Raw genomic sequence first — 25,538 nt, 5'->3', positions numbered from 1 at the left:
TAGATATTAACTGTTTATTAAAGGAAAGTGACAAATAAAGGACAACTATAAAGTAACCTTGACGAATAAAGAAGCAATCATGTAGAATTTGTAGGAAGTGTCATTTTCGGTAAGTGAGAAACAAACATGTAAGAAAACTGTAATATGACACTCAGATTAATAGATATATAATATAGAAGTTGCGTTTTTTCTATAAGAGATGTCTTGTCAAGGAATAAAATGTATTCAATAAATATACTTTGACGGGGCAAATTAAAAAAATAAATATTTGTATAAATGCGCATATAAACCAACAAAGAAAGAGGTTATAAGCATGAAAAAGGTAAGAAAGGCCATTATCCCAGCTGCTGGTCTTGGAACACGTTTTTTACCAGCAACGAAGGCAATGCCAAAGGAAATGTTACCGATTGTTGATAAACCAACAATTCAATATATCGTTGAAGAAGCAGTTGCTGCAGGTATTGAAGATATTATTATCGTTACAGGTAAAGGAAAACGTGCAATTGAAGACCATTTCGATAATGCTTTTGAATTAGAGCAAAATTTATTAGAAAAGAAAAAGTATGAGCTACTTGAAAGGGTACAAGCTTCTTCTAAAATGGTGGATATTCACTATATCCGTCAAAAGGAACCAAAAGGTTTGGGCCATGCAGTATGGTGCGCGCGCAAATTCATTGGTGATGAGCCGTTTGCTGTATTACTTGGAGATGATATTGTACAAGCAGAAACACCTTGCTTAAAACAGTTAATCGATGAGTATGAAAAAACACTGTCATCCGTAATTGGTGTGCAAACAGTTCCAGAAGATGAAACACATCGCTACGGTATTATTGATCCATTAGAAAAAGACGGCCGTCGTTATCAAGTAAAACAATTTGTTGAAAAACCAGCACAAGGTACAGCACCTTCAAATTTAGCGATTATGGGCCGTTATATATTAACACCGGAAATCTTCCGTTTCTTAGAAGAACAACATATCGGTGCTGGCGGCGAAATTCAATTAACGGATGCAATTCAAAATCTAAATGAAATTCAACGCGTATTCGCTTATGATTTTGAAGGAAAACGTTATGATGTTGGTGAGAAACTTGGCTTTATTCAAACAACAATTGAAATGGCGCTGCAACATGACGAATTAAAAGAAGATTTACTACAAATTATGCAAAACCTTGTGAAAGAACAAGGAGAAGCGATTAAAAACTAATTATTGATAGATGTGTAAGATTAGACATAGTGAATTGGAGAATGAGGTATTCTAAGGAAAACATCCAATTTACTATGTCTAATCTGTGCTTATAAATTGTTCTTTACTTGGAAAATTTGAAAAAGAAAGGGGTACCTACTTTGAAGACCATTACAATTTTAGTACCGGCCTACAATGAAGAAGAAGTGTTAGATCAGTTGTATAGTCGGTTGACAGGAGTAATTGAGTCGGTGCCAAATTACGACTTTGAGATTTTATTTGTGAATGATGGAAGTAAAGATAATACATTAAATATTATTAAAGAGTTTCGAGTACACGATAAACGCATTTCTTATGTAGATTTATCTCGTAACTTTGGAAAAGAAACAGCAATGATTGCCGGACTGGATCATGCAATGGGAGATGCGGTTATCATTATTGATGCTGATTTACAAGACCCACCGGAATTAATCCCAGAAATGATTAAATATTGGGAGCAAGGCTATGATGACATTTATGCCAAAAGACGTTCTCGTGCAGGAGAATCTTGGGCGAAAAAATGGACAGCTGGGAAATTCTATAGCCTATTAAAGAAAACAACAAGAATCCCAATTCAAGAAAATACAGGCGATTTTCGTTTACTGGACAGACGCTGCGTGGAAGCATTAAAGAAAATTCGTGAAACACAGCGCTATACAAAAGGAATGTTCAGTTGGATTGGCTACAATAAGAAAGAAATTTTATTTGACCGTGATCCGCGTGCGGCTGGTGAAACGAAATGGAACTACTTTAAGCTAATGGATTTAGCAATCGAAGGAATCACATCCTTTACAACGTTTCCATTACGTCTTGCATCCTTCACAGGGTTTACCGTATCATTCTTTGCATTTTGTTACATGGTGTGGATTATTATTAAGACGATGATGTATGGTGAACCGGTAAGCGGCTATCCATCTATGATGACAGCGATTTTATTCATCGGCGGCGTACAGTTAATCGCAATTGGAATTATCGGTGAATATTTAGGACGTATCTTTAACGAAACGAAAAATCGTCCACTATACTTTGTAGATGAGTATAATGATGATAAAGTAACAAATTTGGATGAAAAGCCGACAGCAAAGTTATATCGCGTAGAAGATCATAAAGTAAAATCAAATCGTTAGGAGATTACAAACGTGAATAACAAGACGAAGGAAATCTTTAACTATTTGCTTTTTGGCGGTTTAACGACGCTGGTCAACATTGTTACGTATTATGTTTGTGCAACTTTAGCTGGAATGGATTACAAAGTTGCCACGACAATTGCATGGATTGTATCTGTGCTGTTTGCGTATATTACAAATAAAAAATATGTATTTAGCAGCCAACACACAAGCTTTGCCCATGCCATGAAAGAATTCTTCTATTTTATGGGCTTTCGCGTTTTATCTTACTTCATCGATCTTTTCTCTATGATTGCATTAGTCGAATGGTTAGGTATCAATGATTTAGTATCTAAAATTATCGCGAATGTTATTGTTGTAGTTGTTAACTATTTTGCAAGTAAATATATAATCTTTAAAAAAAAGGTCGAAGTTAAAGAAGGCCAAAATGCATAAAAAACAAATAGCTTGGCTTTATGCCGGCTATTGTTTTTTATACATATATATTTTGAACTAGGAATAATATGGAGGCGTATAATGCAACAACTGTTAGATTTATTTAAGAAAAAGAAATTTTTGTACGCATTAGCTTTTTTCCTTCCGTTTTCTATTTATGGTGTAATGTTTATGCTGCTTGGTATTGCTCCATTTGGAGAAAAGTCAATTCTTGTTACTGATTTGCACACACAGTATGTACAGTTTTACACATATTTATATGATGTTATGAAAAATGGAAAAAGCATTTTTTATAGCTGGGAAGGCGGAATGGGACTAAACTTCCTTGGCGTATTTGCCTATTATTTAGCAAGCCCGTTTTCTATTTTAATTCTCTTTTTTGATCGTGCTCATATTCCAGAAGCGATTATGGTCATGACATTATTAAAAGTCGGGTTAGCTGGTATGACAATGACGCATTATTTAAGTCACATGATGAAGCGTCGTGATATTACAATTGCAGTATTCTCAACTTTTTATGCGTTAATGTCATTTGTAACAGTCTATTCTTTCTGTGTCATGTGGCTAGATGCAATTTATCTACTTCCACTCATTATGCTTGGAATTGAGAGGTTGTTGACGACTAAAAAATATGGATTGTTTATTTTTAGTTTAGCTCTTACATTTATTACAAACTTCTATATTTCTTATATGGTTGGAATCTTTACATTTATTTACTTTGTGGTGCGCTTTTGTGTCCTTTATGACATTCGCAATGTAAAGCAATTCTTTCAAAAGTTTGTATGGTTCTGTATTGGGACAGGTTTAGCAGTTGGAATGTCAGCATTCATCGTGCTGCCAACGTATTTGGATTTAAACAGCAACTTTGCGGAACGTACGAAAATTCCATTTTCTACAACGTTTAATTTTGACCCATTGGACTTTTATAGTCGCTTCTTTAATGGGGTTATTGATACAACGGTTAATGGAATGCCAAACGTTTATGCGGGTGTATTAACAGTACTGCTTGTACCATTGTTCTTTGTAACAAAGAAAATTTCATTAAAAGAAAAAATTGTGTATGGGACAGTGATGCTGTTTTTAGTTCTTTCTTTTGAACTACCGTTTTTAAATATTGCTTGGCATGGTTTTGAGCCGCCAACGAATTTCCCGTATCGTTATTCGTTTGTATTTTCATTTTTGCTTGTTTATGTGGCTGCTCGAACATTTATGGTATTTGGAGAAGACTTATTACCAGCATTGAAAAAAGTAGTTTTCTTTAACCTATTTATGATCATTTTACTTGGGAAAGTAGCACCTTCTTATATGCAATCCAATAAAATGATGGCAAACATCTTTTTGGTTGTTGTTTATGCGTTGTTACTATACTTAAAGGTTCGACTAAAAAACAAAAAAGCATTAGTATCTTTTGCCTTGTTAGCTATAGCCTCGCTGGATGTTGCACTGAATACAATGTATTCGATTAAGCTAATGGGTTATGAGTATGGTTACATTAATCGTCAAGAATATGCATCTCCATATCCGGGATATGAAGAAACGATTCAAAAAGTAGCTGAAAAAGATCCAGGGTTATATCGCATGGAAACGACAATGGGGAGAACCTGGAATGATGCGATGCGCTTCGGGTATAAAGGTATTACTCATTTCAATTCTGTTGCGAATGGTCATTTGAATTTATATATGCAAGATTTAGGTTACGGTTATTTGGACGCATTAATTTTACAAAACGGCAAAGGAATTGTTTCAACTGATGCCCTGTTTGGTATGAAATATATGATCTCGGATAGTCCATTAAATAAATATGGTTTTGAAAAAATCGACAGTGTCGGTGACTTCTCCATATATGAGAATAAAAATGCCCTTCCGTTTGGATATATGGTCAATAAAGAAGAGTTTGATACAAAAGGAAAAGATAAGTTAAAGGTTCAAAAATACAATTATACAAACTCATTTGAAGAGCAAAATAAACTAATTGGCAAGTTAAATGGACAAAGTGTTGAATATTATAAAGCGCTTCAACCGGTTTCTGTTCAATATGACAACTTACAAGTAGTAGAAACAGAAAAAAGCAAGAAACAACTTGCTAATGAAAAGAAAAAAATGGCTCTTACAAACCAAAAACCAATCGAGTTGGCAAAACTGCAAGATGATAAGCCAGCGAGTATTAAATACGTGTTTGATGTTAAAGGAAAACAACAGTTATATACAAAGTTGCGTGTGAACCCAACTGGTGTAACAAAGGTTTACGTAAATGGAAAAACATTAGGTAAAACAATTGGTGAGGGACCGGATAGCGACTTATCTAATTATCCAGAGTATTATTGGAACAATGGTATTCTTGACTTGGGCTCTTTTGAAAATGAAAAAGTGGAAGTAGAAGTGCAGGTAAAACCTCATTCTATTGAATTAGATCAACAATTGTTCTATGGACTTGATGTAGATACATTTGAAAAACGGGTAGATGAATTAAAACAACAGCCGTTGAACGTAACAAACTACACGGGTCGCAGTGTTGAAGGAAAGATTGATGTAAAAGAAGATAATTTCCTTTTCTTATCTATTCCATATGATAAAGGATGGAAAGCAACAGTTGATGGGAAAGATGCAAAAGTACTGAAATTAAATGATGCATTTCTTGGAATAGAACTACCAAAAGGTACGCATACAATTGAATTGAAGTATACATCCCCAGGATTTACAGTAGGGGTCATTGTTTCTGTTATCAGCTTACTAGCAACGGTTTTACTTTGCTTTATCGTGCTGAAGAAGAGGAAGTAAAATGAAAGAGGATCCTCTCTAAGTAGGGCTAACAGAGCCTACTTAGAGAGGATTTTTATATATTCGCTTACGTCAAGAAACAGCAAGTACGCAAGAGGAAAATAAAAATAAAACAGGAGCGTAAAATAATGAAAAAATTAAGAAGTCTGTATGGCGTTCTGTTCTTTTTCGTTCCATTCTGTATATTACTTATATGCTATGCTTTGTTCGGTGTATATCCGTTTGGAAAGTATTCAATATTAATTAGTGATTTAAACACGCAATATGTTCAATTTTATTCTTATTTACATAGCGTATTTACAGAAGGGAAGAGCTTACAATATACAATTGAATTAGGCGGGGGACTTAACTTTCTCGGGACATTCGCCTACTATTTAGCAAGCCCGTTTTCTGTTCTTCTTTACTTCTTTAATAAGGAAAGCATTCCAGAATTTATTTTTCTTATTACACTTTTAAAAGTGGGATTTGCAGGATTAACATGTGGTTGGTTTTTACGTTATGTGATAGGGAAAGAGCATAAAGGGTTGTTACTGTTTTCAACTGCTTATGCATTGTCAGGGTATGTTATGGCCTATTCATTTCATGTCATGTGGCTAGATGGTGTCGTGTTCCTACCTGTTGTTTTAATCGGAGTGGAAAAGCTTTTACAGGGCAGAAAGGTTATTTTCTTTACGGTTGCATTAGCGATTATGTTTATCGCTAATTTCTATATTTCATTTATGTTCGGGATTTTTACATTCCTTTATTTTATCATTCGACTCTTTTCACAATATAAGTTTCGAGATATAAAAACATGGGGGAAATATTTTCTGTTGTTTTGCATTGGAACGGGACTAGCTGTTGGAATAGGATCTGTAATTATTTTTCCAACTCTTGGAGCGTTAAAGAGTAACCCATATAGTATCAGTTCAATGGACTTCAAATTAGAATGGAATCTTAATTTACTTGATTTTTATTGGAAGCTATTATCTGGAGGATATGATTCAAGTTTATTTGGTGCTCCTAATGTATATGCATCCACATTAGTATTAGTATTATTACCTTTATACTTTGTTAATAAAGAAATTAACAAGAGAGAAAAATTCTTATCTATATTTGTATTTTTGTTCTTAATTTGCAGTTTTGCAATTCCGTTTTTAAATTTAGCTTGGCATGGGAATAAGCCGCCAAATGCGTATCCACATCGTTTTGCCTTTGTATTTGTTATGTTAACAATTTTTATGGCAGCCAGAGTATTTCAACATATGAATCGAAGATATGTTGTGCCATTATGGATTAGTTACATCGTACATCTTATTCTACTCTATTCATTATCAGTGAAAGGATATAAAGCAGTTTATAACGATATACTGCTTACAAACGCTCTTTTTATTACGGTTGTGGTTATAGCATTGCATATTCGTATGGTGAAACCATCATTATCAAAATTAACAACAGGATTATTGCTCATTTGTTTAATAGCTGATGTTAGTTTCAATACAAATAACTATATTCATGGCCTTCATAAAGAAATGACTTATGCAAAGCGAAAAGAATACGAACTGAATAAAACTGCTAAACAAGCTATTCAATATGTAAATGAAATCAATACAGAGCGGTATCGTGTAAATTCTCAATACTTTCGAACGCTAAATGATTCATTACAATATGATTATCCATCTTTTCAAACATTTAATTCGATGGCAAATGGATCATTTCATCGCTTCTTAAAGCAGACAGGGTACTCAACGTCTCCGGACTTTTTAGTAGCAAATAATCATGGTAATACATTATTATTTGACGCTATTTTAAAAAATGGATATAGAATTGAAGATGGTAGTATACCGAAATACGGATACGAGAAAATGAAACAATTTGGTTTTGCTAATGTGTTTAAGAATAATAATATTGTTCCATTCGGTTATCCAGTTGAAAGTTTACCTTCTAAAAATGAAGAGAATCCTTTTGTTTTTCAAGAAAAGCTGATTGGTGCCCAAGAAGGAACGCTATTTAAAAAGCTAGCAGATCCAAAAATTTCGCTAAAAAATATGGCTGCTGTTCCAGGAGAAGAAGGAATATATGAAAGAGTTAATAAGGCAGAGCCGGGATATATTACGCTTCAAGTAAGTATACCAAAAGAGGTTCAATTATATGGACTAGCTAATGGAGTTGAAAAGTGGAAAGAAATCGTAGTGAATGACCAGTATACGTGTTACTTACCACCTGATCCAGAAAAATCTATAATTGATTTTGGATACTTCCCAACAAAAGGGACTACAACAATGAAGATAAAGGTTGAGGACCAGGATGTCTTCTCATTAAAAGGGATTCAGTTTTATGGATTAGACATAGACAAATTTAATGAGACAGTAAAAGAATTACAAAAGAACACAATGAAAGTTACTGAAAACAAAGGAACAACAATAAAAGGAAATATAGCATTAAAGAATGAATCTACATTTGTATTTCCGATTCCTTATGATATTGGCTGGTCCGTTACAATTGATGGGAAAGAGCAGTCTACAGAAAAAATTGAAGATGGTTTATTAGGAGTCAAGGCGAATGCTGGTGACCATGAAGTTGTACTTACTTACCATTCTCCAGGTTTAAAACTGGGTATCATTATTTCTGTTGTGAGCATCATCCTTACTGTATTATTTGCTATTGTACAGACAAGGATGTTACGGAAAAACGTAGAATAAGAAATGAAAAATAAAGAAAAAAGCTACTGAATTCTTCAGTAGCTTTTTTTTGTACGGTGCTGTATATACCCAGTTGTTAAAAAGAAGTACATCATAAATGAAGCATTTTCTAATATGTTATAAAATGCGCTGCCAATAAGTACTCCGACTATTAAATATAAAGCAAGGGGAGCAAAAGGTGATTCTTTCCTATATTTCCAAAGAAGAGAAAGGAATCCAAAGGCGAATCCCGCACATAAGAACACACCTATTATACCTGTTTCAGCAAGTATTTGAATGTATTGATTATCGGAATAGAAGTCCCATGTAATCTCATATTGTTTATAAATAGGCGATGAGAAAGTTTGCGTAGCAGCATCGCCAAATGTTCCAAATCCATAGCCGGTAATTGGTTTATCTTGAAAGATTTCAACAGCTTTTTTTACATAGTAAATGCGCCCGTCTTGTTTACTAAGTTCAACTGTGTCTTCTGAGAGTGCTTCCGTAAATCGTTTTACACCCATTCTATCTCCCTCTAAATAGTTCGTCATTTTTGAGATGCATGTAGCGCATAGAAATGACACAAGGGCAATTGCTAGCAGTGATTTCCAATTTGAAAATTTCCGGTTGATGCATAAATAGACAACTAAAAAGACGGTAACTGTTAGAAATGCACCACGTGAATATGTGAGCCATAATGTTGTGGCAATGAGTGTGAGTCCTATATATGTGACATATTTCATTTTCCCTGATACGTTTCGAAGAACGTATAGTGAAATAAGAAAAGCTAATATCAAATATAGTGCCAATTCATTTGGGCCGCCCGCCATTCCGTATATCCGAATTTTGTTTGTTGGAGCAAGCACAAGATCTTTCCAAGCTTCCGGCAATAACATGGTTCGCAGTGATAGTTTCTCAATCAGCCCCTGTATAGACATAATGACAGAAGCGATAAAGGTAATCTTCGCAAAAAATAATATATCTTCATCGTGAATGGTGATACGAGAAGCGATATAGTATAAAAAATAAAATAGAAGCAGTGTGTGTAACTGCATAGCAATTGCGACAAGTGAAACACCATGCGATAGACCGATAGCAGCACCAAACAAGCAGAAAAGAAAATATAATATTTCAAAGTATCGGAATGAAAAAAGCTGTGAAATATTATGTCGGTATTGCCATAATAGACGCAATACGAGAGAAATAATGATGAATAGACCGATAAACTTTAGCCCAGGATTATAAGCAACGAGAAAGGGGCGCATCGGAATAAACATTAGTAAATAAGCAATACCGAGCTTTTCATCTCGAAAAGCAGCACATGCTAGTGCGACAGAAATGAAAAGTCCGGTATAAGTTGATGGAAACAGTAATCCCAATATAACGAAGAAGATACTTGCCCATATATAGTAGAATCGAGTTGAATGTGTCATATATATCCTCCTTTAACATGATGATGGTGTGCGATAAATTGCTGTAACTTCCTTTAACATTTTTGAAAAAGTGAAGTTTTGTAAGTAATGTTCGCGTCCGCATTCTGCTAAGGAATGATATAACTTTTCATCTTGTAATAATTGTGCTAAAGATGCAGCCAATGTTTCTTCCGATCCATACGGTATTAATAAACCCGAATGATTATGAACAATTACTTCTGGCAAACCACCGACATTTGTTGCAATAACAGGTTTTTTCATAGCAATTGCTTCAATAGCGACATAGGATAATCCTTCATTTTCTGATGGAATCACAATAATGTCATGTTTTGTATATTCTTTTATAATATCGTCTTGAAAGCCTGTTAATGATACATGTTCACATAGTGATAACTCTTGAATCATCTCTGTTAACTCTTCTTTTAATGGTCCTTCACCGATAATATCACAATGCCATTGTAAAGATGGATGTAGTACTCTTAGCTCTTTCAAGCCTTTTAATAAGAATAGTTGTCCTTTTTCTTTGCTAAGCCTTCCGATAACAGCTATTTTTTGGGGGCGATGCTGAGAAAGAGAGGCATCTATATACGGATCTGCAACCCCGTTATAAATGACCTTTATCTTTTTTTCTGGTACGCCCTTTTGACATAGCTGCTCCTTCATAAATTGAGAGATGCAAATGATAGCATCATTATAGCGGGTAAAAAAGGAATTGCTCCACTTTAGGTGAAATGACATCGGCACATTTACGTGGTATGTCCAAATAACCCGAATAGGAGCACCTAATAATTTGGCTAGAATAGCGATATAATTTTCACGTAAAAACTGTGCATGAACAATATCGATTTTTTCTTTTTTTATAATTTTCTTTAACTGCATAGCAGCTTGTATATCAAAAGGATGACGCATTTTGATTTGATACATCGGTACGTTTAGTTGTTCAAACTTTTTTAAGAAAGGACCAGGGATAGAGTATACAAGGATACAGTGTTCTGGACCAACGGATTCCATTAAATCTAGAACGTATTTTTCGGATCCGCCGTCCCCGATATAATTTAAAAGGTACATAATTTTATTCATTTATATTCTTCCTTTTACCTAAAAATAGCGACAGCAATTGTTGTAGCTCCTTTATCTTTAATATATAAGTGACGAGTAAGTAAACGATGGCACCAATTGCTATTGCTAATAAGATAAGCAACTTTGTATCGTGTGAGAAATGAAGCAGCAGTTTGGAAGCATACAAACTTACAAAAGATGCAACAATACATTTAAGTAAAAAGCCACCGTAGTGCGAGCTTACCTGTTCTTTCTCTTTCATGAATTTTCGGAGCATCCATAATAGCATGAGTACAGTGCTGGCTGATGCTATTGAAGTGGAAAGAGCTGCACCAGCTAAACCAATTTGGTTAACGAGTATAATGCATAATATAACATTTATAATCATGGAAATAATCGATGCATACATAATGTATCGATTCAGTTTCAAAGAAAAAAGCAAGCGATCAAGTAAGTCTTTTAAAGGCTGCATGAGGGCAGCTAACGCATAAAATTGCAGCGCGGTTGCTGTCATTATGATAGAATCTTCCCCAAATGCACCATAGTTATAAACAACTTTGACAATTTCCTCTGTAAAAAAGGTGAAATAAATAAAAACAGGAATAAACAAATATAACAGCACCTTTATATTTGTTTCCATTAATTTTGTGAAGTCTTTCCAGTTCGAATGATTTACGTATTCGACAAATTTAGGATACATAACTGTTAAAACAGGAGCAGCAATTAACCCAAGCGGAATAAAGTATAGCTTTTGGGAGTAATTAAGAGCCGCGATGGATCCTTCTTGTAATCCGGAGACTAGTGTACGATCTACAAGTAGATTAATTTGAACAGACATACTTGTAATAAAAGCAGGAATGCTCAAAGATATCATGGTTTTTAAAGAAGGATCTTTCCAATCGATTACAAATTGATAGCGATATCCTTCACGCTTGGAGGCGAAATAAACGAGTATATTTTGTACGATGTTTCCGACAATAACACCTAATGCAAGTGCATAAATTCCTATCCATTGTACAAGGCAAATAAAAATAATAAGTGTAATACCGTTTAATACAACCCATTGCATACTCGTAATACGAAATTTATGTAAACTGTTCAAATAAGCATTAAAAATATCAATCATGAATGTACAAAATACAGTCGGAAAAATAATTTGCAATAGATGAGCCGATAATAAAGCTGTTTGCTCAGGGAGCCCATGCGCAAATATTGAAATGAAGAAGCGGGGCTGTAATTCAATGAGCAAAAGCGGAATGAAAAAAATAAGTAGAACGATGTTTAAAAAGTTATTCATAAATCGATATGCTTTATGTGGATCTTTTCCTTTTAACTCCATAAAGATAGGAATGAAAGAAAAGGCGAAAGCCCCTGTAATACCAGTGAAAACAATAGTTGGTATATTTAAAGCTACAACGTATGCGTCAACGGCATAATTTGTACCAAAATAAGCTCCAAGTGTTACTTCTTTTGTAAATCCAAGTAGTTTTCCTAAAGCTGTCCCAAGGGTGAAAAATAGTGTTACAATGAGAAATCTTTTTGTATTGTCTTGAGATGCCTCTCTACTCATTTATAATCAATTCCTTATTTAAATTTAATTCTTTTTCAAGCATAATTTATTTGTATGTAAAAATCAAATATATCTTGGTAACGTAAAATGTTTCCCAATTAAAAAAGGATATCACCTAATAGGGGCGGATATCCTTTTTAGCTCGCAATAAAAGACCGTAATAATTCCCGCCTCTTATAACAAAACAATAGTATGAAATAACGGTTTCACCTTATGAAGCAAAGTGACTATTCTGATAGGCAGAACGGCGAACAGCATAGTATATACGAGGTGCAATAACTGCACCGATCATTGTAAAGATGATATCTTTTACAGCAAACCACATCATAACTTTCCAAGCTGCTGCATAGCTAATATGACCGCCTACCCAATTGTTTATAGCTAAGTACATATAAGTCGTTCCAATGATATAGACAAGAATGATTCCGACAGCAGAAGCAGTAGCAAATGTACCGAATTTTGGGTTTTTGACTTGCTCAACGATTTTACCTGTTACATAAGCAACAACAATGAAAGAAAGAATAAATCCGCCAGTTGGGCTTAATAGAGTACTAAACCCAGCTTGAAAGCCAGCGAATATAGGTGCTCCTGCAATTCCAACTAGTGTATAAACAATCATAGATAAGGCCCCGATTCGGCTTCCAAGAAGAAGACCAGCTAAAATAGCAAAGAATGGCTGCATAGAAAGCGGAACACCTGCAACTTGTAGAAATGGTGCCCAAGATGTAATATTTGCACCAATCGCCATAAGTGCGACAAACATTGCAGCTAAAGCTAAGTCTGATGCACGAAGTTTATTCATAATGTTAACCCCCGAGTGTTTTGTAGTTAACATTATCGTACTGAATTCATCTATGCATTGTCAATTAGAATATTTTGATATTTTGGCTTTAACACTTCACGAAGTAGTGTATATGGAATCCGGAATTGTGGAATACCACTTGCGTACGGCGCAATTTCGTACAGCGGGAAATAAATCATGAGATGATCTTGTTCTAAAACGTATTTGAGCTTTTTTTCGTTCATCGCTTTCTCGGCAGCATCTGGGAAGAAGTTCTCCTTATTTTGCTCAATTTGTCTAACGATTTCTGTCTTAATGATTGTTTCATATTGACTATCTTTTTGAAATAAGTCTGCTAAGCGGAGAGGTTTGTTTTTCTCTACATCAAATGTATTTGCTTTCCACTCATACATGCCATGAGCGCCGCCCGTATATTGATAGCGATTTACATATAGACTGAGCAATGGGAATTTATTTAATCCTACTTTGTAGTCAACATTCGCGATATATGGATGAAATGGAGCATCTGTCTCTTGTGATTGTTCATAATATGTTTTTGCATCTTTTTCTAAGTTCTTTTTAAACTGGTTCGTGCTTTTTTCATAATACGTATTTAATTTCTTTTGAAATTGTCCATCTGGAATATTATGAAATTGTGGATAGTTAAGTTGATATTCAAAATAAGGGTTCTTACCTTTTTGGGTCATAGTATGAACTTTAATTGTAAGGTTAGATGTTTGGGCTGCTATTGCATTTTTTGGTACAATAGCGATAGAGAAGTAAAAAAATAATATAATATATAATAGTTTCTTCATAAAAGGTACCTCCATGTATTATAGATTCACTGATAGTTTGAAAAGAAATAGATATTATTATGCGTTTTTTGGTAATTCGAAAGGGGATAATCGTATGCCTAAAACATTAATGGAAGCATTAGGTATTGAATTATTAGAAATGACAGAGGAGAAGGTTGTAGCGACAATGCCAGTACATGGAAGTACGCATCAACCATTTGGTTTTTTACACGGAGGAGCATCTGTTGCTCTAGCAGAAACAGTTGCAAGTGTTGGTACATATAATTTAATTGATCAAGATAAATATCTGTGCTTTGGTCTTGAAATTAATGCAAATCATTTATATTCAAAACGAGAAGGAATTGTAACAGCGATCGGAACACCACTTCACAAAGGGAAGACGACGATGGTGTGGGACATTCGAATTATTGATGAAGACAATACTTTAATTTGTATTTCCAGATGTACAGTTGCAGTGAAAGAGAAAAAATAAAAACGATTGCCGATATTGGCAATCGTTTTTTTTCTTTCATGCTGTATTCATGTGTTGAACATTGTGGAAGGGTCTTTATCCCGTATTAACGGGCAGTAAAGGATGGAGAAGAGCGGGGAAGAAAACTGCCCGTAAAAGCCCGATTGGTGAGAGCTTTCCAGCAGTGAGAAAAGCGTCACTGATGGAAGTTTCACTTTATATCCTGTCGAAGCGCCGATATATTGAGAAGATGAAAAAAACGACTGCTTCAAGCAGTCGTTTTCTCATTAAAATTGAATTTTCTTTTCTAAGAAGCCTTTTAGTTCGCTAATTGGCATACGTACTTGTTCCATTGTGTCACGGTCACGTACTGTAACTGCTTTGTCTTCAACAGAGTCGAAGTCGTAAGTGATACAGAATGGTGTACCGATTTCGTCTTGACGGCGGTAACGTTTACCGATAGAACCTGTTTCATCGAAGTCCACCATGAAGTCTTTTGCAAGTTCTGCGAACACTTCTTGTGCACCTTCAGATAGCTTTTTAGAAAGCGGCAGGATTGCTGCTTTAAATGGCGCTAATGCTGGGTGGAAACGAAGAACTGTACGAGAGTCGTTCTCTAATTGCTCTTCTTCGTATGCATCACATAAGAATGCTAATGTTACGCGGTCTGCGCCAAGAGATGGCTCGATGCAGTATGGTACGTAACGCTCATTCGTTTGTGGATCTACATAGTTAAAGTCTTCAGTAGAATGCTCCATATGACGGTTTAAGTCAAAGTCTGTACGAGACGCGATGCCCCAAAGTTCGCCCCAGCCAAATGGGAATTTAAATTCGATATCAGTTGTTGCGTTACTGTAATGAGATAATTCTTCTTCACCGTGGTCGCGAAGACGCATACTTTCTTCGTTCATACCAAGTGTAAGAAGCCAGTTTTTACAAGTGTTGCGCCAGAATGTGAACCATTCTAAATCGTCGCCAGGTTTGCAGAAGAATTCAAGTTCCATTTGTTCAAACTCACGTGTACGGAATGTAAAGTTACCAGGTGTAATTTCATTACGGAAGCTTTTACCGATTTGGCCGATACCAAATGGAAGCTTTTTACGCATAGAGCGTTGAACGTTTTTGAAGTTTACGAAAATACCTTGTGCTGTTTCAGGACGAAGGAAAATTTCGTTTGTGCTAGATTCTGTAACACCTTGGAATGTTTTAAACATTAAGTTGAACTGACGAATTTCAGTAAAGTCTTCGCTGCCGCAATCTGGGCATTTTACTTCGTGTTCTTTCATTAATCCAGCCATTTGATCGAAAGTAAGACCGTCAACAATCATTTCGATGCCTTTTGCATCTAAAGCATCTTCGATTAATTTATCAGCACGGTGGCGCGCTTTACATTTTTTACAGTCGATCATTGGATCGTTGAAGTTTCCAACGTGACCAGATGCTACCCAAGTTTTTGGGTTCATTAAAATTGCTGCGTCTAAACCTACGTTATACGGAGATTCTTGAATGAATTTTTTCCACCAAGCTTTTTTCACGTTGTTTTTTAATTCGATACCAAGTGGACCGTAATCCCAAGTATTTGCAAGACCACCGTAAATTTCAGAACCCGGAAAAACAAAACCACGATGCTTTGCTAAGTTTACGATTTGTTCCATTGAAGCCATTTTCAATTCCTCCTTAAAAGGTAACGTATTGGCGATGAAGGATAGAGTAGTACTTGTAGAAGTGATTAGGGGAGTGAGCCGCTTCCGCTTTTCAATAAAAAAACGCTCGTCCCAAGGCTTATTCAGCCTAGGGACGAGCGTTTGCCCGCGGTTCCACCCTAGTTGACACACAAAATTGTATGTCCACTTTATATTGCATTGCTCGGGACTGCCTTTTTCCTTGCAGTTTCAGGCTTTCACCATCCCTGAATCGCTTCGTTTTTGCAAGTACTTATTTGTCCTTCATCGCTACCATATTTAAAAAATAGATGACCATATTTTATCATGTTCTCTTTTAATTCACAATAGAGAGACGTATTTAGCGTAGTATATGTAGTATCTAGTATGTAGTATAGCCCAAAAATTACTGCTCGAATACATTTTTGATATGTTTAATAGCTTCACGTTTACTAAGCGGTGCAAGATGATGTGTTTGTACGAATTCCCATACAGCTTGCGGATTTGTTTTTGCGTATTCACGAAGTACCCAGCCGATTGCTTTTTGAATGAAAAATTCTTTAGAGTGACTGAGCTGCTCGATTAACGAGAAGAGGAGTTTCATATCTGTTTTTTCTTTATACTTAAGCTGGAATAAAAGGCATGTTCGCTGCAGCCACATATTGTTAGACGCCATCCACTTTTGCACATACGCTTCGATTAAATGCGGATGCGCCGCCAAGATGAGGCCAACAAAATGACTTGCAAGCATATCCACAGAATCCCACCATGATTTTGTAGTAATAAGCTCTTCTAAGAGTGATAAATGCGTTTCCTTTAACTGTTTGCGATATTTATCTAATAGAGTTAAAGCAAGCATTTGAAATTCTCGTTCTGGCAGTGCCCATAGTTCGCGAAGAATAACAGGAAGTTCTGCTCCTTTTGGTGCCTCAGTATTTTGTGACACTTCCCGAAATAACTGTTTTCGCTCTGGTGTTTGAATGCCGAGAAATGGAAAGTGATTTTTCATATAACGTTCCATTGGTTCTGCTTTTTCCTGGTTGCGATGTGCTTCAAAGTGTTTCTGTAGGCTTTCTGTGAAAGGATGCATATATTCACTCCTTATTCTTATTTTTCTATTTAAGTGTAACGCTTTTGGGACAAGATAAAAATTTTTTTATCCACTTCTTAATACTTTCCGTTATGAATATATAGAAAAAGAACGGAACTGAGTTAAAAGGGGGTATTAAGATGGGTGACCAAGTTGTAATAAGTGGGACAGCGAATGATGGGATTATAGCCGGCTTTTTAGCGTTAGGACTTATTTTTGTTATTATCTTTTTAGTCTGGGTTGTAGCTGCTTATTTATTAACAGCATTCGCGCTGTATAACATGGCAAAAGCTGATGGATTGGAAGATTCATTCTTTGCGTTTATTCCATTTTTAAATTGTAAAATATGGGGAGATTTAATTGGAAAGAAATTACCGCAATTTATGCAGCCGCAAGCGGGATGGAAGTTATTTGGTGTGTATGTTGCCTGCTTTATTATCGGATGGATTCCATTTTTGCATACTATATCTTCAGTCCTATTGATTGCGTTAGGTATTTATATCGTATATTTACTATTAGAAAGATACACAACAAATGCAGTACTATATACGGTGCTACATGTTATTACATGTTCTATTTTTCTTCCAATTCACTTATTTGTAATTCGAAATAAGGAACCGAGATATTAAGGATAAGAAAAAACGGAAGGGTTTCCTTCCGTTTTTTCTATTGTCTAGCTCCAGCAGCTAGCATGGTCAGTGGCTTCACTTCTCATTCTGAGCGAGCCGCTTTCGCTTTCCGTTACATTAAGTAACGGAAATAAATATAAATGTTCGAAATGATTAATGAAACAATTGTAATTGGGAAGCCAACTTTTAAGAATTCCATATAGCTAAAGCTATGTCCTTCGCGGTTTGCAATACCTGCAACGATTACGTTTGCGGATGCCCCGATTAATGTTCCGTTTCCGCCTAAACAAGCGCCAAGTGCTAGCGCCCACCAGAGTACGTCGACCTGTGCATCAGATGGTGTTAAGCCGAGTCCAATTGTCATATCATTAATAAGCGGGATCATTGTTGCGACGAATGGAATATTATCAATCGTTGCAGAAGCGATGCCAGATACCCATAAAATAAGTACAGCAGCGAAAGAAATGTCACCGCCAGTTATATTTAATACTTGCTGTGCTAACGATTTAATTAAACCAATATCGATAAGGCCGCCAACAAGTACGAATAAGCCAGCAAAGAAGAAAATTGTAACCCATTCTACATTAGCAAATACTTCTTCAATTTCATGCTCTTTTACACCGATTAACATTAATACTGTTGCTCCTGTTAAGGCAATAACTGCTGCATCAACGTGAAAAATAGAGTGCGTCATGAATCCGATGATTGTAAGCCCCAGTACAGTTAGTGATTTTTTCATTAGTACTGGATCTTTAATGTATTGCTTTTCATCTAGACTCATTAATTTTTTAATTTGGATTGGATCAGCTATTAATTGTTTTCTATACATGAAGTACAGCATAACCGCTGTCACTGCAATAATGATGATTACAATTGGAGCTAAGTTCACTAAGAAAGCATTAAAATCTAAATGTTTATTTGCAGAGCCAATCATAATATTTGGAGGATCACCGATAAGTGTAGCGGTTCCACCGATATTTGAGAAAATAATTTCTGATATTAAATACGGAACAGGATTTACTTGTAAAATACGTGTGATAGATAGTGTAACTGGTACAACGAGAAGAACCGTTGTTACGTTGTCTAAAAAAGCGGAGCCAACTGCAGTTAATAAAGAAAGGATAATTAAAATACGAATTGGATTTCCTTTCGCTTTCTTAGCGGATTTAATCGCAACATATTGAAAGACCCCTGACTTGCTCGTAATGTTAACTAAAATCATCATACCAATGAGTAAGGTAATCGTTCCCCATTCAATATGCTTCGTAAAAGCATTATGTAAGTCAACAACTCCTACAATTACCATTAAAGCTGCACCAAGCAGTGCGATGACAGCGCGGTTAATTTTTTCAGAAATGATGATGGCATATGTAACTAAAAAGACAGCAATTGCAAAATAGTATTGCCAGTTTGCAATTTCTTGTGTTGTTTCATGCAAAAATCCCATCTCCTCTCAGTAGTTTTTCTTATTGTTTGATACGATTATGTAATAAACACAATTAAAGCCATTATAAAGTAGAAAAATATAAGATGTAAATGAAAGCAATTGTTTTGTCATATTTTCTGCATAAATGAATTGAGTTATTTTCTTATTTTTGAAAATATTTGCTGTTATTTGACATATATATAAGATACATCTCATTGAACCAATTAGGCTCTTACGGAAGCTTTTCCTTTCTCAATTAGGATTCATGTATGTAAACGTGTTTGCGGGTATTTGGTGTGATATAATGGATGAATATGGAAGAATTTATAAGGAAGGGATCGTATGGATGAACAACAATTATTATTTTTAGATTTTGAGTTCACGATGCCTCAGAATCGAAAAAAGCCAAAAGGATTTTTTCCGGAAATTATTGAAGTAGGAATTGTTTCGGTTGTAAATCATGTTGTAGTTGATACGTATTCTTCTTATGTAAAACCGGAAACCTTTTCATCGTTAACAGAACGGTGCAAAAAGTTTTTAGGAATTCAGCAAGAAGCAGTGGATGATGGGATTTCATTTGCAACGCTTGTTGAAAAGCTGGCAAACTATGATAAACGTTGCAGTACAACAATTGTGACGTGGGGAAACATGGATATGAGAGTGCTGAAACATAATTGCGAAATAGCGAATATTCCTTATCCGTTTACGGGACAATGCCGTGATTTATCGTTAGAGTATAAGCGTTTTTTTGGGGATCGCAACCAAACTGGATTATGGAAAGCTATTGAAGCATACGGAAAGGTCGCTACAGGTAAGCATCACTGTGCGTTAGATGATGCGATGACGACATATAACATTTTTAAACTTGTTGAGAAAGATAAACAATACTTAGTAAAACCAGCTCCTCCAACACTTGGCGAGCTTGTAGACTTTTCGAAAGTATTAAAAAAGGTAAGTGCACAATAACAGCCAAATTACAATCATAATTGTAATTTGGCTGTTTTGTTTGTTCAGCGCTACTGATCTTACAATTGATAATCATGCTTTAATTGTTCTAGCATTTGTAAACTTCGCTGTGCAAATGGAGAGTCGTTCTCTTGTAATTGTTGCATTTGTTCTGTTAATGCTTTTTGAAGCGATTCTTTATAATCAGGCACGTCACCTTCATATTGCTTGACCATTTGCTGTGGGATATTTGTTTGTTCACGAAATGCTAAGGCACGGCGTTCATGGAAAAAGGGTACGTCAGCTTGTTTTACGTTATGTAAGTCGCCTTGCATTGGATGTTTCATAACTGCGAGCACCTTTACAAGATAATGCTGTGGACGAACATTAGTAATTTCACCAATATACTTCCCTGTTTTGTAAATGCCTGTTACAACATCACCAATTTGGAATGTTTCATTCATATTATTCACCTCTTTTTCATAGTAAGCAATGAAAGAGAAGGAGTCAAAAAAGAAAGGAAGTTTTGTTTAGACTGAAATTTCTGTATAATTAGTTGTATAAGGAAATAAACAAAGGAGTGAAGAATTATGATGCCTTTATACTTTCCAGAAGACAAGACAGAATATATTATACCTGGTATTGTATGCGTGTTATTTCTTGTTGGAGCAGTTGCTACATGGCGTATTTTTATTAAATCATCAGAACGAGAAGCAGAGAATCTAAAAGAGATGGAAAAACGTATTATGGGACAAGAGAAACGGTAAAGCGAAACTTCCTTTTGGAGTGTTTTTCTCCAAAAGGTTAGCCCTCGCCAATCGGGTTCTTACAGACGGTTTGTTATTTCTTCATAGCCGAGCATCTTACCGACTGTTAGAGCGGGATAAAGCGAAACTTCCTTTGGGAGTGCTCTTCTCTAAAAGGTTAGTTAAGCCAATCGGGCACTTACGGATGCTTTTTCGTCGAGAATTGTCTTAAGTATAGCGTCTATAAGTGGCAGGAGTTTTTGTATGTTTCCTTCTAGGCTCGGACAATATAAGAACAGAATGAGTCTGGAGGGAATACGGATGAAAAAGCAACTCGTATTGGGATGTTTCGCAGCCTTCCTCTTTGCTGGATGTGCACAAGAGAAGCCGACAAAAATAGAAGTGAAGCTTTACAATGCTTTTGGAGATAAAGTTGGAACAGCTAAGGTCTCTCAGGAGACAAGCGGTGTAAAGATTTCTATTAAAGCAGAAGGATTTACACCTGGTGTACACGGAGTACATATTCATGAAATGGGTGAATGTAAAGTACCGGACTTTATTTCTTCTGGAGATCATTTTAATCTTGATAAAAAAAAGAAACATGGATTATTGCATCCGGAAGGGTATGAAAACGGAGATTTACCGAATGTAATTGCAGATGGTGAAGGAAAGATTAAAGCGGATCTTACTGCACCGCAAGTGAGTTTAAAAGAAGGAAAAACAACGCTGCATAAAAAAGACGGCGCATCGCTTATTATTACAGAAAATGCAGATGACGGGATGACGCAACCAGCTGGAAATTCGGGGAAACGAATTGCATGCGGTGTGATTGTGAAAAAAGCTTCAGAGATAAAAAAGGAAAAAGGAAAAGGGAAGTAAAGAAAAATGTTCGAAAGACCGAACGTTTAAAGGCTGCCGGGAAAGTCTCGGCAGCCTTTATATATTTTGATGTTAAAATCGCGGACACACGTTCTTGGATGCGGGCACAAAGTGTTTCAACAAAATTTGATCCTTTGTGTAAGGTAACTCATATTCACGTGCGACATCCGCTAAAGCACGGGCAATTTCACGATGATAAGCAGCCGTCGAAGAACGAACATGGAAGTTTCACTTTATCACCTGAAAATATTTATTTTACTACTTGATACCCCAGTTTGTATTAATATAACCTATTAATATATGATATTTCCATTTTATCCCTGTGTTTGTGGACGATAAGACCCTCACTTCAAGATTCAGAGAGAAACGTTGTCCAGCTCTAGCGGCTAGAATCTCCGGTCGTTTCGCCCCCTCGGACGAGGCAAAAAGCACCTCTCTGTCGGGGGCTCCAACGTCCTGCGATTCTGAGCGAGCCGCTTCCGCTTTTCTAAAGAAGATAGGCGGGGGATAAAGAAAGGGGATTACATGAAAAAGAAGCTTCTATATATTGAGGACAATAAGGAAATTGGTGCTTGGGTATGTGAAGATTTATTCGAACGGGGCTATCAGGTAACTTGGATTACTTCAGGTGAAGGTGCCATTGAACATATGGCGGAAATCGACCTAGTAATTCTTGATATTATGCTTCCGGGATTGGATGGCTTTTCAGTTGGACAGCGATTGAAAAAGGAATTTCCAAAAAACCCTATTTTAATGCTATCCGCCAGATCATCGATTGATGATAAGTTGCAGGGGCTGCAGTTTGCAGATGATTATATGACAAAGCCTTTTCACCCCGATGAACTCGCGGCACGGGTGGAAGTGCTTCTCAGGCGGTTTGACAAGATATGCTCCCCGCTCATTGTACTATCACATCTCCGCATTTATTTGAATGAGAACCGCATTGTGGATTCTAGATCGAATAATGATGTCATACTTACGGCTAAGCAGTTTCAAATTTTCACCTATTTACTCCGTCATCCAAACCAAATCTTAACAAAAGAACAAATTTATGAGGCTGTATGGGGAAATCCGTATATCGAAGGAGATAAAACCTTAATGGTACATATCCGCCATTTACGCGAAAAAATAGAGAAGGAGCCAAGTCAACCACAAATAATTGAAACAATTCGCGGTATTGGATACAGGGTGAAACAATGAAATTCCGACATTCGCTGTTAGCTAGATATTTGTTGATCATTACAACTGCGCTTGTTTTATGGCCGTTTGTTTTACCTCTTTATTACGTGCCGAAATATACACTAGACAAGGAGATGTACCAAAAGGTCAAGTATATGGATACAAAAAAGTTAGAACAAATGTGGAATGATGAGGCAGCAAAGTTGGATGGGGCGCCCCCAGATCAAGTGAACAAACAACTTCGTTCGTTAAAAGAACCGTATTCAATGGCGACAATGTTTTGGGTTGACGCCGCAGGCAAAACACAGCTCAAGCTTCCCGAAAAAAAGAGTATACCTGACCAATGGACGTTTCAGGAAAGCACTAAGTTTATGAAGAAAAATGTTGATAATAACCTGTTCACAATGATTGCTTTTATTGGCGGCGACCAGAGTCAAGGCTTTATGGTTTTTCAAGTCCCTCTTTCCGTTACACAACCAGCCAGCGTGTCCTTCATCGATGATAAGTTTTTACTAGTATATGCTGTGCTTGTCTTTGCGATTTTTCTAATTGCATCTTGGGTATTTTTCTCGAAAATTCGCAAGCGGCTCGTTCAACTACAAACCGCAATGGCCGAAGTCGATGAGAACGGCATTCCTCAGAAAATTCTCGTTCGTAAAAAGGACGAAATCGCGCAACTAGGGTCGGCATTCAATCATATGATTGACGAGTTGACAAACGGTAGGAAACGTGAACTGGAGGAGGAAGCTCTTCGTAAACAATTGATTGCTAATATATCACACGATTTACGGACACCGCTCACCACCATCCGTGGACATGCCTATTCATTGCAAAAGGAAACTTTATCTCCTAAAGGGAGGGAATCGCTTCATTTGATTGAAAGAAAGGTAGATGCTCTTAGCCAATTGCTCGAAAACCTTCTTTCCTACACGTTATTATCGGCGGGAAAATATACTTTGCAACAGAAGAAGACAGATATTATCCGATTAACCCGGACTTCTGCTGCAGGGTGGTTTCCTGTATTTGAAAAGGAAGGATTTGAAGTAGAAGTTCATTTGGCAGAAAAAGCTTTAATGTGGAATGTTGATCCGCACTGGTTTACACGTATATTAGATAATCTATTCCAGAACGTTGTTAGACACGCAAAAGCTGGACGGTATGTTGGTGTAAGTTTGGAAGAGTTAGATGGAAGAACTGCTATTGTTATTGAGGACAAAGGACCTGGAATGGATAGCATCTCCAGTGAAAAAGGAGCCGGAATTGGTTTATCCATTGTTTCATTAATGCTCCAAGAAATGAATCTTGAATGGAAAATAACAAGTTCTACGAACGGAACTCGCATTTATTTATGTGAAAAAATTGAAGTGTAAATGAAATCCCAATTCTAAGCGTAGGGGGCACGAAATAGCCTCTGGACGCCTGACAAAAGTTAAACGAAATTTAAACTAGACCCCACCATCATTTTAATCTTCGCTGATTAGAATGATGGTGGGGTTAAATTTTGAAACATAAATAAGTGCCAATACCTCATTCGGTTGGTTTCGTAGGTATTTAAAATAGTAAAGAAAAGAGGAGAATTTCAATGGAAACTTCATCGCCGATAATTGAAGGAAAGATTGGGAAAGGCTTTACACGATGGCCCTTATGGATTGGATATGGCGCTGCGGGATGGTCACTGCTCTACGGGGTTGTACAGCTTTACTGGTTACTTGGAGGGGCGGGGTATCCCTTCAAAGGTGATGAACTGGTTGCGGCTATGGTTACGTATCTTCCATCCAAAGTTGGAGGCCTCATTTTTGTTATTCTTTGTTTATTAGGAACAGTGATTGGCGTAGCTATGCAAAAAACGCGGAGAGGTGTTCTTCTTAGGTGGCTATTCCTTACTTTTGCTTGGTGCTTTGCCGTTGCCTTGCTCCTTTTTATTCCTGATTTTAGCCTAATTGCAGCTATGGCTTATGCCTTTTTATTTAAGTTTGCTTTTAACTGGAGTATGTTCAATCAGATTATTTGTATTATAGGTGCTCTGCTTTGGATCATGACTGCTGTTGCATATCAACGTAGGACTCGTGATGCTTGTGAATATTGTGGACGGACAGAGAGTGGACACACATTTTTATTGGTACGCTGGGGAAGATGGTTGACCATTATCGCGGCTCTTGCGCCCATTCCTTATGCCCTGACACGTTTTGCGTGGGCACTTAATATCCCTTTAGGGATAGACCCGCAGTTACTTCACGAGCTTTCAAAAGTTAATCCTATGGCACAGATAACAGAATGGGTATTTGGGTCTATTTGCGTAGGTGGAGGAATTCTTACACTTGGTTTGATTCAAAAATGGGGTGAAATATTCCCAAGGTGGTTCCCGTTCATTGGTGGCAAAAGAGTTCCTATCATGCTCGCGGTAGTTCCAGCTTCTATTATAGCCATTGCTGTAACTGCAGCCGGATTTGTTTTTACCTTTAGTTTTTTTGCTGTGACATTTCACCTTATGCCAGCCGATAGCCTCCTCCTCAGTGAGAGATGGGGAACGATTGGACCAATGCTTTTCTGGGTGCCGTGGGGAGTAGCACTTGGTCTTGCTGCCATTGCTTACTATTATCGTCGGCGTGGTAAGTGTACGCATTGTGGAAGAGACGATCAAAATTGAAGCAG

Annotated in this window: 22 protein-coding genes; 13 read left to right on the top strand and 9 right to left on the bottom strand. The window is 36.5% G+C overall.

Features of this window, described 5'->3' with window-relative positions; genetic code table 11:
• Positions 1 to 313: 313 nt before the first annotated feature.
• The 5 genes from galU (at position 314) to NKR74_RS21240 (ending at position 8,243) form a co-directional block, all read left to right on the top strand.
• Positions 314 to 1,204 (top strand): UTP--glucose-1-phosphate uridylyltransferase GalU, encoded by an 891-nt coding sequence (galU, locus tag NKR74_RS21260; RefSeq protein WP_098309247.1) that lies wholly within the window; start codon positions 314 to 316, stop codon positions 1,202 to 1,204.
• 140 nt (positions 1,205 to 1,344) lie between these two features.
• The gene (locus tag NKR74_RS21255; protein ID WP_098309246.1) at positions 1,345 to 2,349 is read left to right on the top strand and encodes a glycosyltransferase family 2 protein; all 1,005 of its coding nucleotides are present in this window, start codon (positions 1,345 to 1,347) and stop codon (positions 2,347 to 2,349) included.
• A gap of 12 nt (positions 2,350 to 2,361) precedes the next feature.
• Complete coding sequence (locus tag NKR74_RS21250; protein ID WP_098309245.1) at positions 2,362 to 2,784, top strand: GtrA family protein; 423 nt, start codon at positions 2,362 to 2,364, stop codon at positions 2,782 to 2,784.
• 81 nt (positions 2,785 to 2,865) lie between these two features.
• On the top strand, positions 2,866 to 5,562 hold the full coding sequence (locus NKR74_RS21245; RefSeq protein WP_253630760.1) for a YfhO family protein: 2,697 nt from the start codon (positions 2,866 to 2,868) through the stop codon (positions 5,560 to 5,562).
• 128 nt (positions 5,563 to 5,690) lie between these two features.
• Entirely contained in the window at positions 5,691 to 8,243 is a 2,553-nt protein-coding gene (locus NKR74_RS21240; protein WP_253630759.1) for a YfhO family protein, read from the top strand.
• A gap of 35 nt (positions 8,244 to 8,278) precedes the next feature.
• On the opposite strand, the gene NKR74_RS21235 is transcribed toward NKR74_RS21240, so the two are convergent.
• The 5 genes from NKR74_RS21235 to NKR74_RS21215 all read right to left on the bottom strand — a co-directional run bounded on the left by NKR74_RS21235 (position 8,279) and on the right by NKR74_RS21215 (position 13,880).
• Positions 8,279 to 9,655 (bottom strand): O-antigen ligase family protein, encoded by a 1,377-nt coding sequence (locus tag NKR74_RS21235; protein WP_253630758.1) that lies wholly within the window; start codon positions 9,653 to 9,655, stop codon positions 8,279 to 8,281.
• Positions 9,656 to 9,667: 12 nt separating this feature from the next.
• Positions 9,668 to 10,735, bottom strand: a complete 1,068-nt coding sequence (locus NKR74_RS21230) for a glycosyltransferase family 4 protein (protein ID WP_098309241.1) — start codon at positions 10,733 to 10,735, stop codon at positions 9,668 to 9,670.
• Positions 10,728 to 12,284 carry a murein biosynthesis integral membrane protein MurJ gene (gene murJ / locus NKR74_RS21225; RefSeq protein ID WP_098309240.1) on the bottom strand — a complete coding sequence of 519 codons (1,557 nt, stop codon included), beginning with the start codon at positions 12,282 to 12,284 and terminating at the stop codon, positions 10,728 to 10,730. The genes NKR74_RS21230 and murJ overlap by 8 nt, the downstream gene beginning before the upstream one ends.
• 211 nt (positions 12,285 to 12,495) lie before the next feature.
• Positions 12,496 to 13,086: a biotin transporter BioY gene (locus tag NKR74_RS21220; protein ID WP_098309239.1), complete on the bottom strand. Its 591-nt coding sequence runs from the start codon at positions 13,084 to 13,086 to the stop codon at positions 12,496 to 12,498.
• A 50-nt stretch (positions 13,087 to 13,136) separates the two neighbouring features.
• Positions 13,137 to 13,880: a DUF3298 and DUF4163 domain-containing protein gene (locus NKR74_RS21215; protein WP_253630757.1), complete on the bottom strand. Its 744-nt coding sequence runs from the start codon at positions 13,878 to 13,880 to the stop codon at positions 13,137 to 13,139.
• A gap of 94 nt (positions 13,881 to 13,974) precedes the next feature.
• On the opposite strand from NKR74_RS21215, the gene NKR74_RS21210 reads away from it, so the two are divergent.
• Complete coding sequence (locus NKR74_RS21210; RefSeq protein ID WP_253630756.1) at positions 13,975 to 14,352, top strand: hotdog fold thioesterase; 378 nt, start codon at positions 13,975 to 13,977, stop codon at positions 14,350 to 14,352.
• A 266-nt stretch (positions 14,353 to 14,618) separates the two neighbouring features.
• Here NKR74_RS21210 and NKR74_RS21205 read toward each other — a convergent pair whose 3' ends face one another.
• Both NKR74_RS21205 and NKR74_RS21200 read right to left on the bottom strand, forming a co-directional pair.
• Positions 14,619 to 15,995 carry a glycine--tRNA ligase gene (locus tag NKR74_RS21205; protein WP_098309236.1) on the bottom strand — a complete coding sequence of 459 codons (1,377 nt, stop codon included), beginning with the start codon at positions 15,993 to 15,995 and terminating at the stop codon, positions 14,619 to 14,621.
• 403 nt (positions 15,996 to 16,398) lie between these two features.
• Positions 16,399 to 17,082 (bottom strand): DNA alkylation repair protein, encoded by a 684-nt coding sequence (locus NKR74_RS21200; RefSeq protein WP_253630755.1) that lies wholly within the window; start codon positions 17,080 to 17,082, stop codon positions 16,399 to 16,401.
• A gap of 140 nt (positions 17,083 to 17,222) precedes the next feature.
• Between NKR74_RS21200 and NKR74_RS21195 the strand changes: the two genes are divergently transcribed.
• Entirely contained in the window at positions 17,223 to 17,711 is a 489-nt protein-coding gene (locus NKR74_RS21195) for a hypothetical protein (protein ID WP_253630754.1), read from the top strand.
• 112 nt (positions 17,712 to 17,823) lie between these two features.
• Here the strand turns inward: NKR74_RS21195 and NKR74_RS21190 are convergent, their stop codons facing one another.
• Positions 17,824 to 19,149, bottom strand: a complete 1,326-nt coding sequence (locus tag NKR74_RS21190) for an ArsB/NhaD family transporter (RefSeq protein ID WP_141525035.1) — start codon at positions 19,147 to 19,149, stop codon at positions 17,824 to 17,826.
• 330 nt (positions 19,150 to 19,479) lie between these two features.
• Here NKR74_RS21190 and kapD point away from each other — a divergent pair, with 330 nt between their 5' ends.
• A complete protein-coding gene (kapD, locus tag NKR74_RS21185) occupies positions 19,480 to 20,103 on the top strand; it encodes a 3'-5' exonuclease KapD (RefSeq protein WP_253630753.1) in 624 nt (207 codons plus the stop codon).
• A gap of 59 nt (positions 20,104 to 20,162) precedes the next feature.
• On the opposite strand, the gene kapB is transcribed toward kapD, so the two are convergent.
• Complete coding sequence (gene kapB, locus NKR74_RS21180) at positions 20,163 to 20,546, bottom strand: kinase-associated lipoprotein KapB (RefSeq protein WP_253630752.1); 384 nt, start codon at positions 20,544 to 20,546, stop codon at positions 20,163 to 20,165.
• A 126-nt stretch (positions 20,547 to 20,672) separates the two neighbouring features.
• On the opposite strand from kapB, the gene NKR74_RS21175 reads away from it, so the two are divergent.
• From NKR74_RS21175 to NKR74_RS21155, 5 genes are all read left to right on the top strand, one after another.
• Entirely contained in the window at positions 20,673 to 20,849 is a 177-nt protein-coding gene (locus NKR74_RS21175) for a hypothetical protein (RefSeq protein WP_176524603.1), read from the top strand.
• A 300-nt stretch (positions 20,850 to 21,149) separates the two neighbouring features.
• Complete coding sequence (locus NKR74_RS21170; RefSeq protein WP_253630751.1) at positions 21,150 to 21,707, top strand: superoxide dismutase family protein; 558 nt, start codon at positions 21,150 to 21,152, stop codon at positions 21,705 to 21,707.
• 525 nt (positions 21,708 to 22,232) lie between these two features.
• Positions 22,233 to 22,907 carry a response regulator transcription factor gene (locus tag NKR74_RS21165; RefSeq protein ID WP_253630750.1) on the top strand — a complete coding sequence of 225 codons (675 nt, stop codon included), beginning with the start codon at positions 22,233 to 22,235 and terminating at the stop codon, positions 22,905 to 22,907.
• A complete protein-coding gene (locus tag NKR74_RS21160) occupies positions 22,904 to 24,256 on the top strand; it encodes a HAMP domain-containing sensor histidine kinase (RefSeq protein ID WP_253630749.1) in 1,353 nt (450 codons plus the stop codon). The genes NKR74_RS21165 and NKR74_RS21160 overlap by 4 nt, the downstream gene beginning before the upstream one ends.
• 386 nt (positions 24,257 to 24,642) lie before the next feature.
• On the top strand, positions 24,643 to 25,533 hold the full coding sequence (locus NKR74_RS21155; protein WP_253630748.1) for a hypothetical protein: 891 nt from the start codon (positions 24,643 to 24,645) through the stop codon (positions 25,531 to 25,533).
• The last annotated feature ends 5 nt before the right edge of the window (positions 25,534 to 25,538 follow it).

Source organism: Bacillus sp. 3103sda1 (genome assembly GCF_024159135.1).
In the GTDB taxonomy this organism is placed as follows: domain Bacteria; phylum Bacillota; class Bacilli; order Bacillales; family Bacillaceae_G; genus Bacillus_A; species Bacillus_A rhizoplanae.
This window is presented reverse-complemented; position numbering and strand designations above follow the sequence as displayed.

What these genes read in the sequence shown, in the direction of transcription:
- galU (WP_098309247.1), top strand. Translation starts at nt 314, where the DNA reads ATGAAAAAGGTAAGAAAGGCCATTATCCCAGCTGCTGGTCTTGGAACA.
- NKR74_RS21245 (WP_253630760.1), top strand. Translation starts at nt 2,866, where the DNA reads ATGCAACAACTGTTAGATTTATTTAAGAAAAAGAAATTTTTGTACGCA.
- NKR74_RS21240 (WP_253630759.1), top strand. Translation starts at nt 5,691, where the DNA reads ATGAAAAAATTAAGAAGTCTGTATGGCGTTCTGTTCTTTTTCGTTCCA.
- NKR74_RS21235 (WP_253630758.1), bottom strand. Translation starts at nt 9,655, where the DNA reads ATGACACATTCAACTCGATTCTACTATATATGGGCAAGTATCTTCTTC.
- NKR74_RS21230 (WP_098309241.1), bottom strand. Translation starts at nt 10,735, where the DNA reads ATGAATAAAATTATGTACCTTTTAAATTATATCGGGGACGGCGGATCC.
- murJ (WP_098309240.1), bottom strand. Translation starts at nt 12,284, where the DNA reads ATGAGTAGAGAGGCATCTCAAGACAATACAAAAAGATTTCTCATTGTA.
- NKR74_RS21220 (WP_098309239.1), bottom strand. Translation starts at nt 13,086, where the DNA reads ATGAATAAACTTCGTGCATCAGACTTAGCTTTAGCTGCAATGTTTGTC.
- NKR74_RS21215 (WP_253630757.1), bottom strand. Translation starts at nt 13,880, where the DNA reads ATGAAGAAACTATTATATATTATATTATTTTTTTACTTCTCTATCGCT.
- NKR74_RS21210 (WP_253630756.1), top strand. Translation starts at nt 13,975, where the DNA reads ATGCCTAAAACATTAATGGAAGCATTAGGTATTGAATTATTAGAAATG.
- NKR74_RS21205 (WP_098309236.1), bottom strand. Translation starts at nt 15,995, where the DNA reads ATGGCTTCAATGGAACAAATCGTAAACTTAGCAAAGCATCGTGGTTTT.
- NKR74_RS21200 (WP_253630755.1), bottom strand. Translation starts at nt 17,082, where the DNA reads ATGCATCCTTTCACAGAAAGCCTACAGAAACACTTTGAAGCACATCGC.
- NKR74_RS21195 (WP_253630754.1), top strand. Translation starts at nt 17,223, where the DNA reads ATGGGTGACCAAGTTGTAATAAGTGGGACAGCGAATGATGGGATTATA.
- kapD (WP_253630753.1), top strand. Translation starts at nt 19,480, where the DNA reads ATGGATGAACAACAATTATTATTTTTAGATTTTGAGTTCACGATGCCT.
- kapB (WP_253630752.1), bottom strand. Translation starts at nt 20,546, where the DNA reads ATGAATGAAACATTCCAAATTGGTGATGTTGTAACAGGCATTTACAAA.
- NKR74_RS21175 (WP_176524603.1), top strand. Translation starts at nt 20,673, where the DNA reads ATGATGCCTTTATACTTTCCAGAAGACAAGACAGAATATATTATACCT.
- NKR74_RS21170 (WP_253630751.1), top strand. Translation starts at nt 21,150, where the DNA reads ATGAAAAAGCAACTCGTATTGGGATGTTTCGCAGCCTTCCTCTTTGCT.
- NKR74_RS21165 (WP_253630750.1), top strand. Translation starts at nt 22,233, where the DNA reads ATGAAAAAGAAGCTTCTATATATTGAGGACAATAAGGAAATTGGTGCT.
- NKR74_RS21160 (WP_253630749.1), top strand. Translation starts at nt 22,904, where the DNA reads ATGAAATTCCGACATTCGCTGTTAGCTAGATATTTGTTGATCATTACA.
- NKR74_RS21155 (WP_253630748.1), top strand. Translation starts at nt 24,643, where the DNA reads ATGGTTACGTATCTTCCATCCAAAGTTGGAGGCCTCATTTTTGTTATT.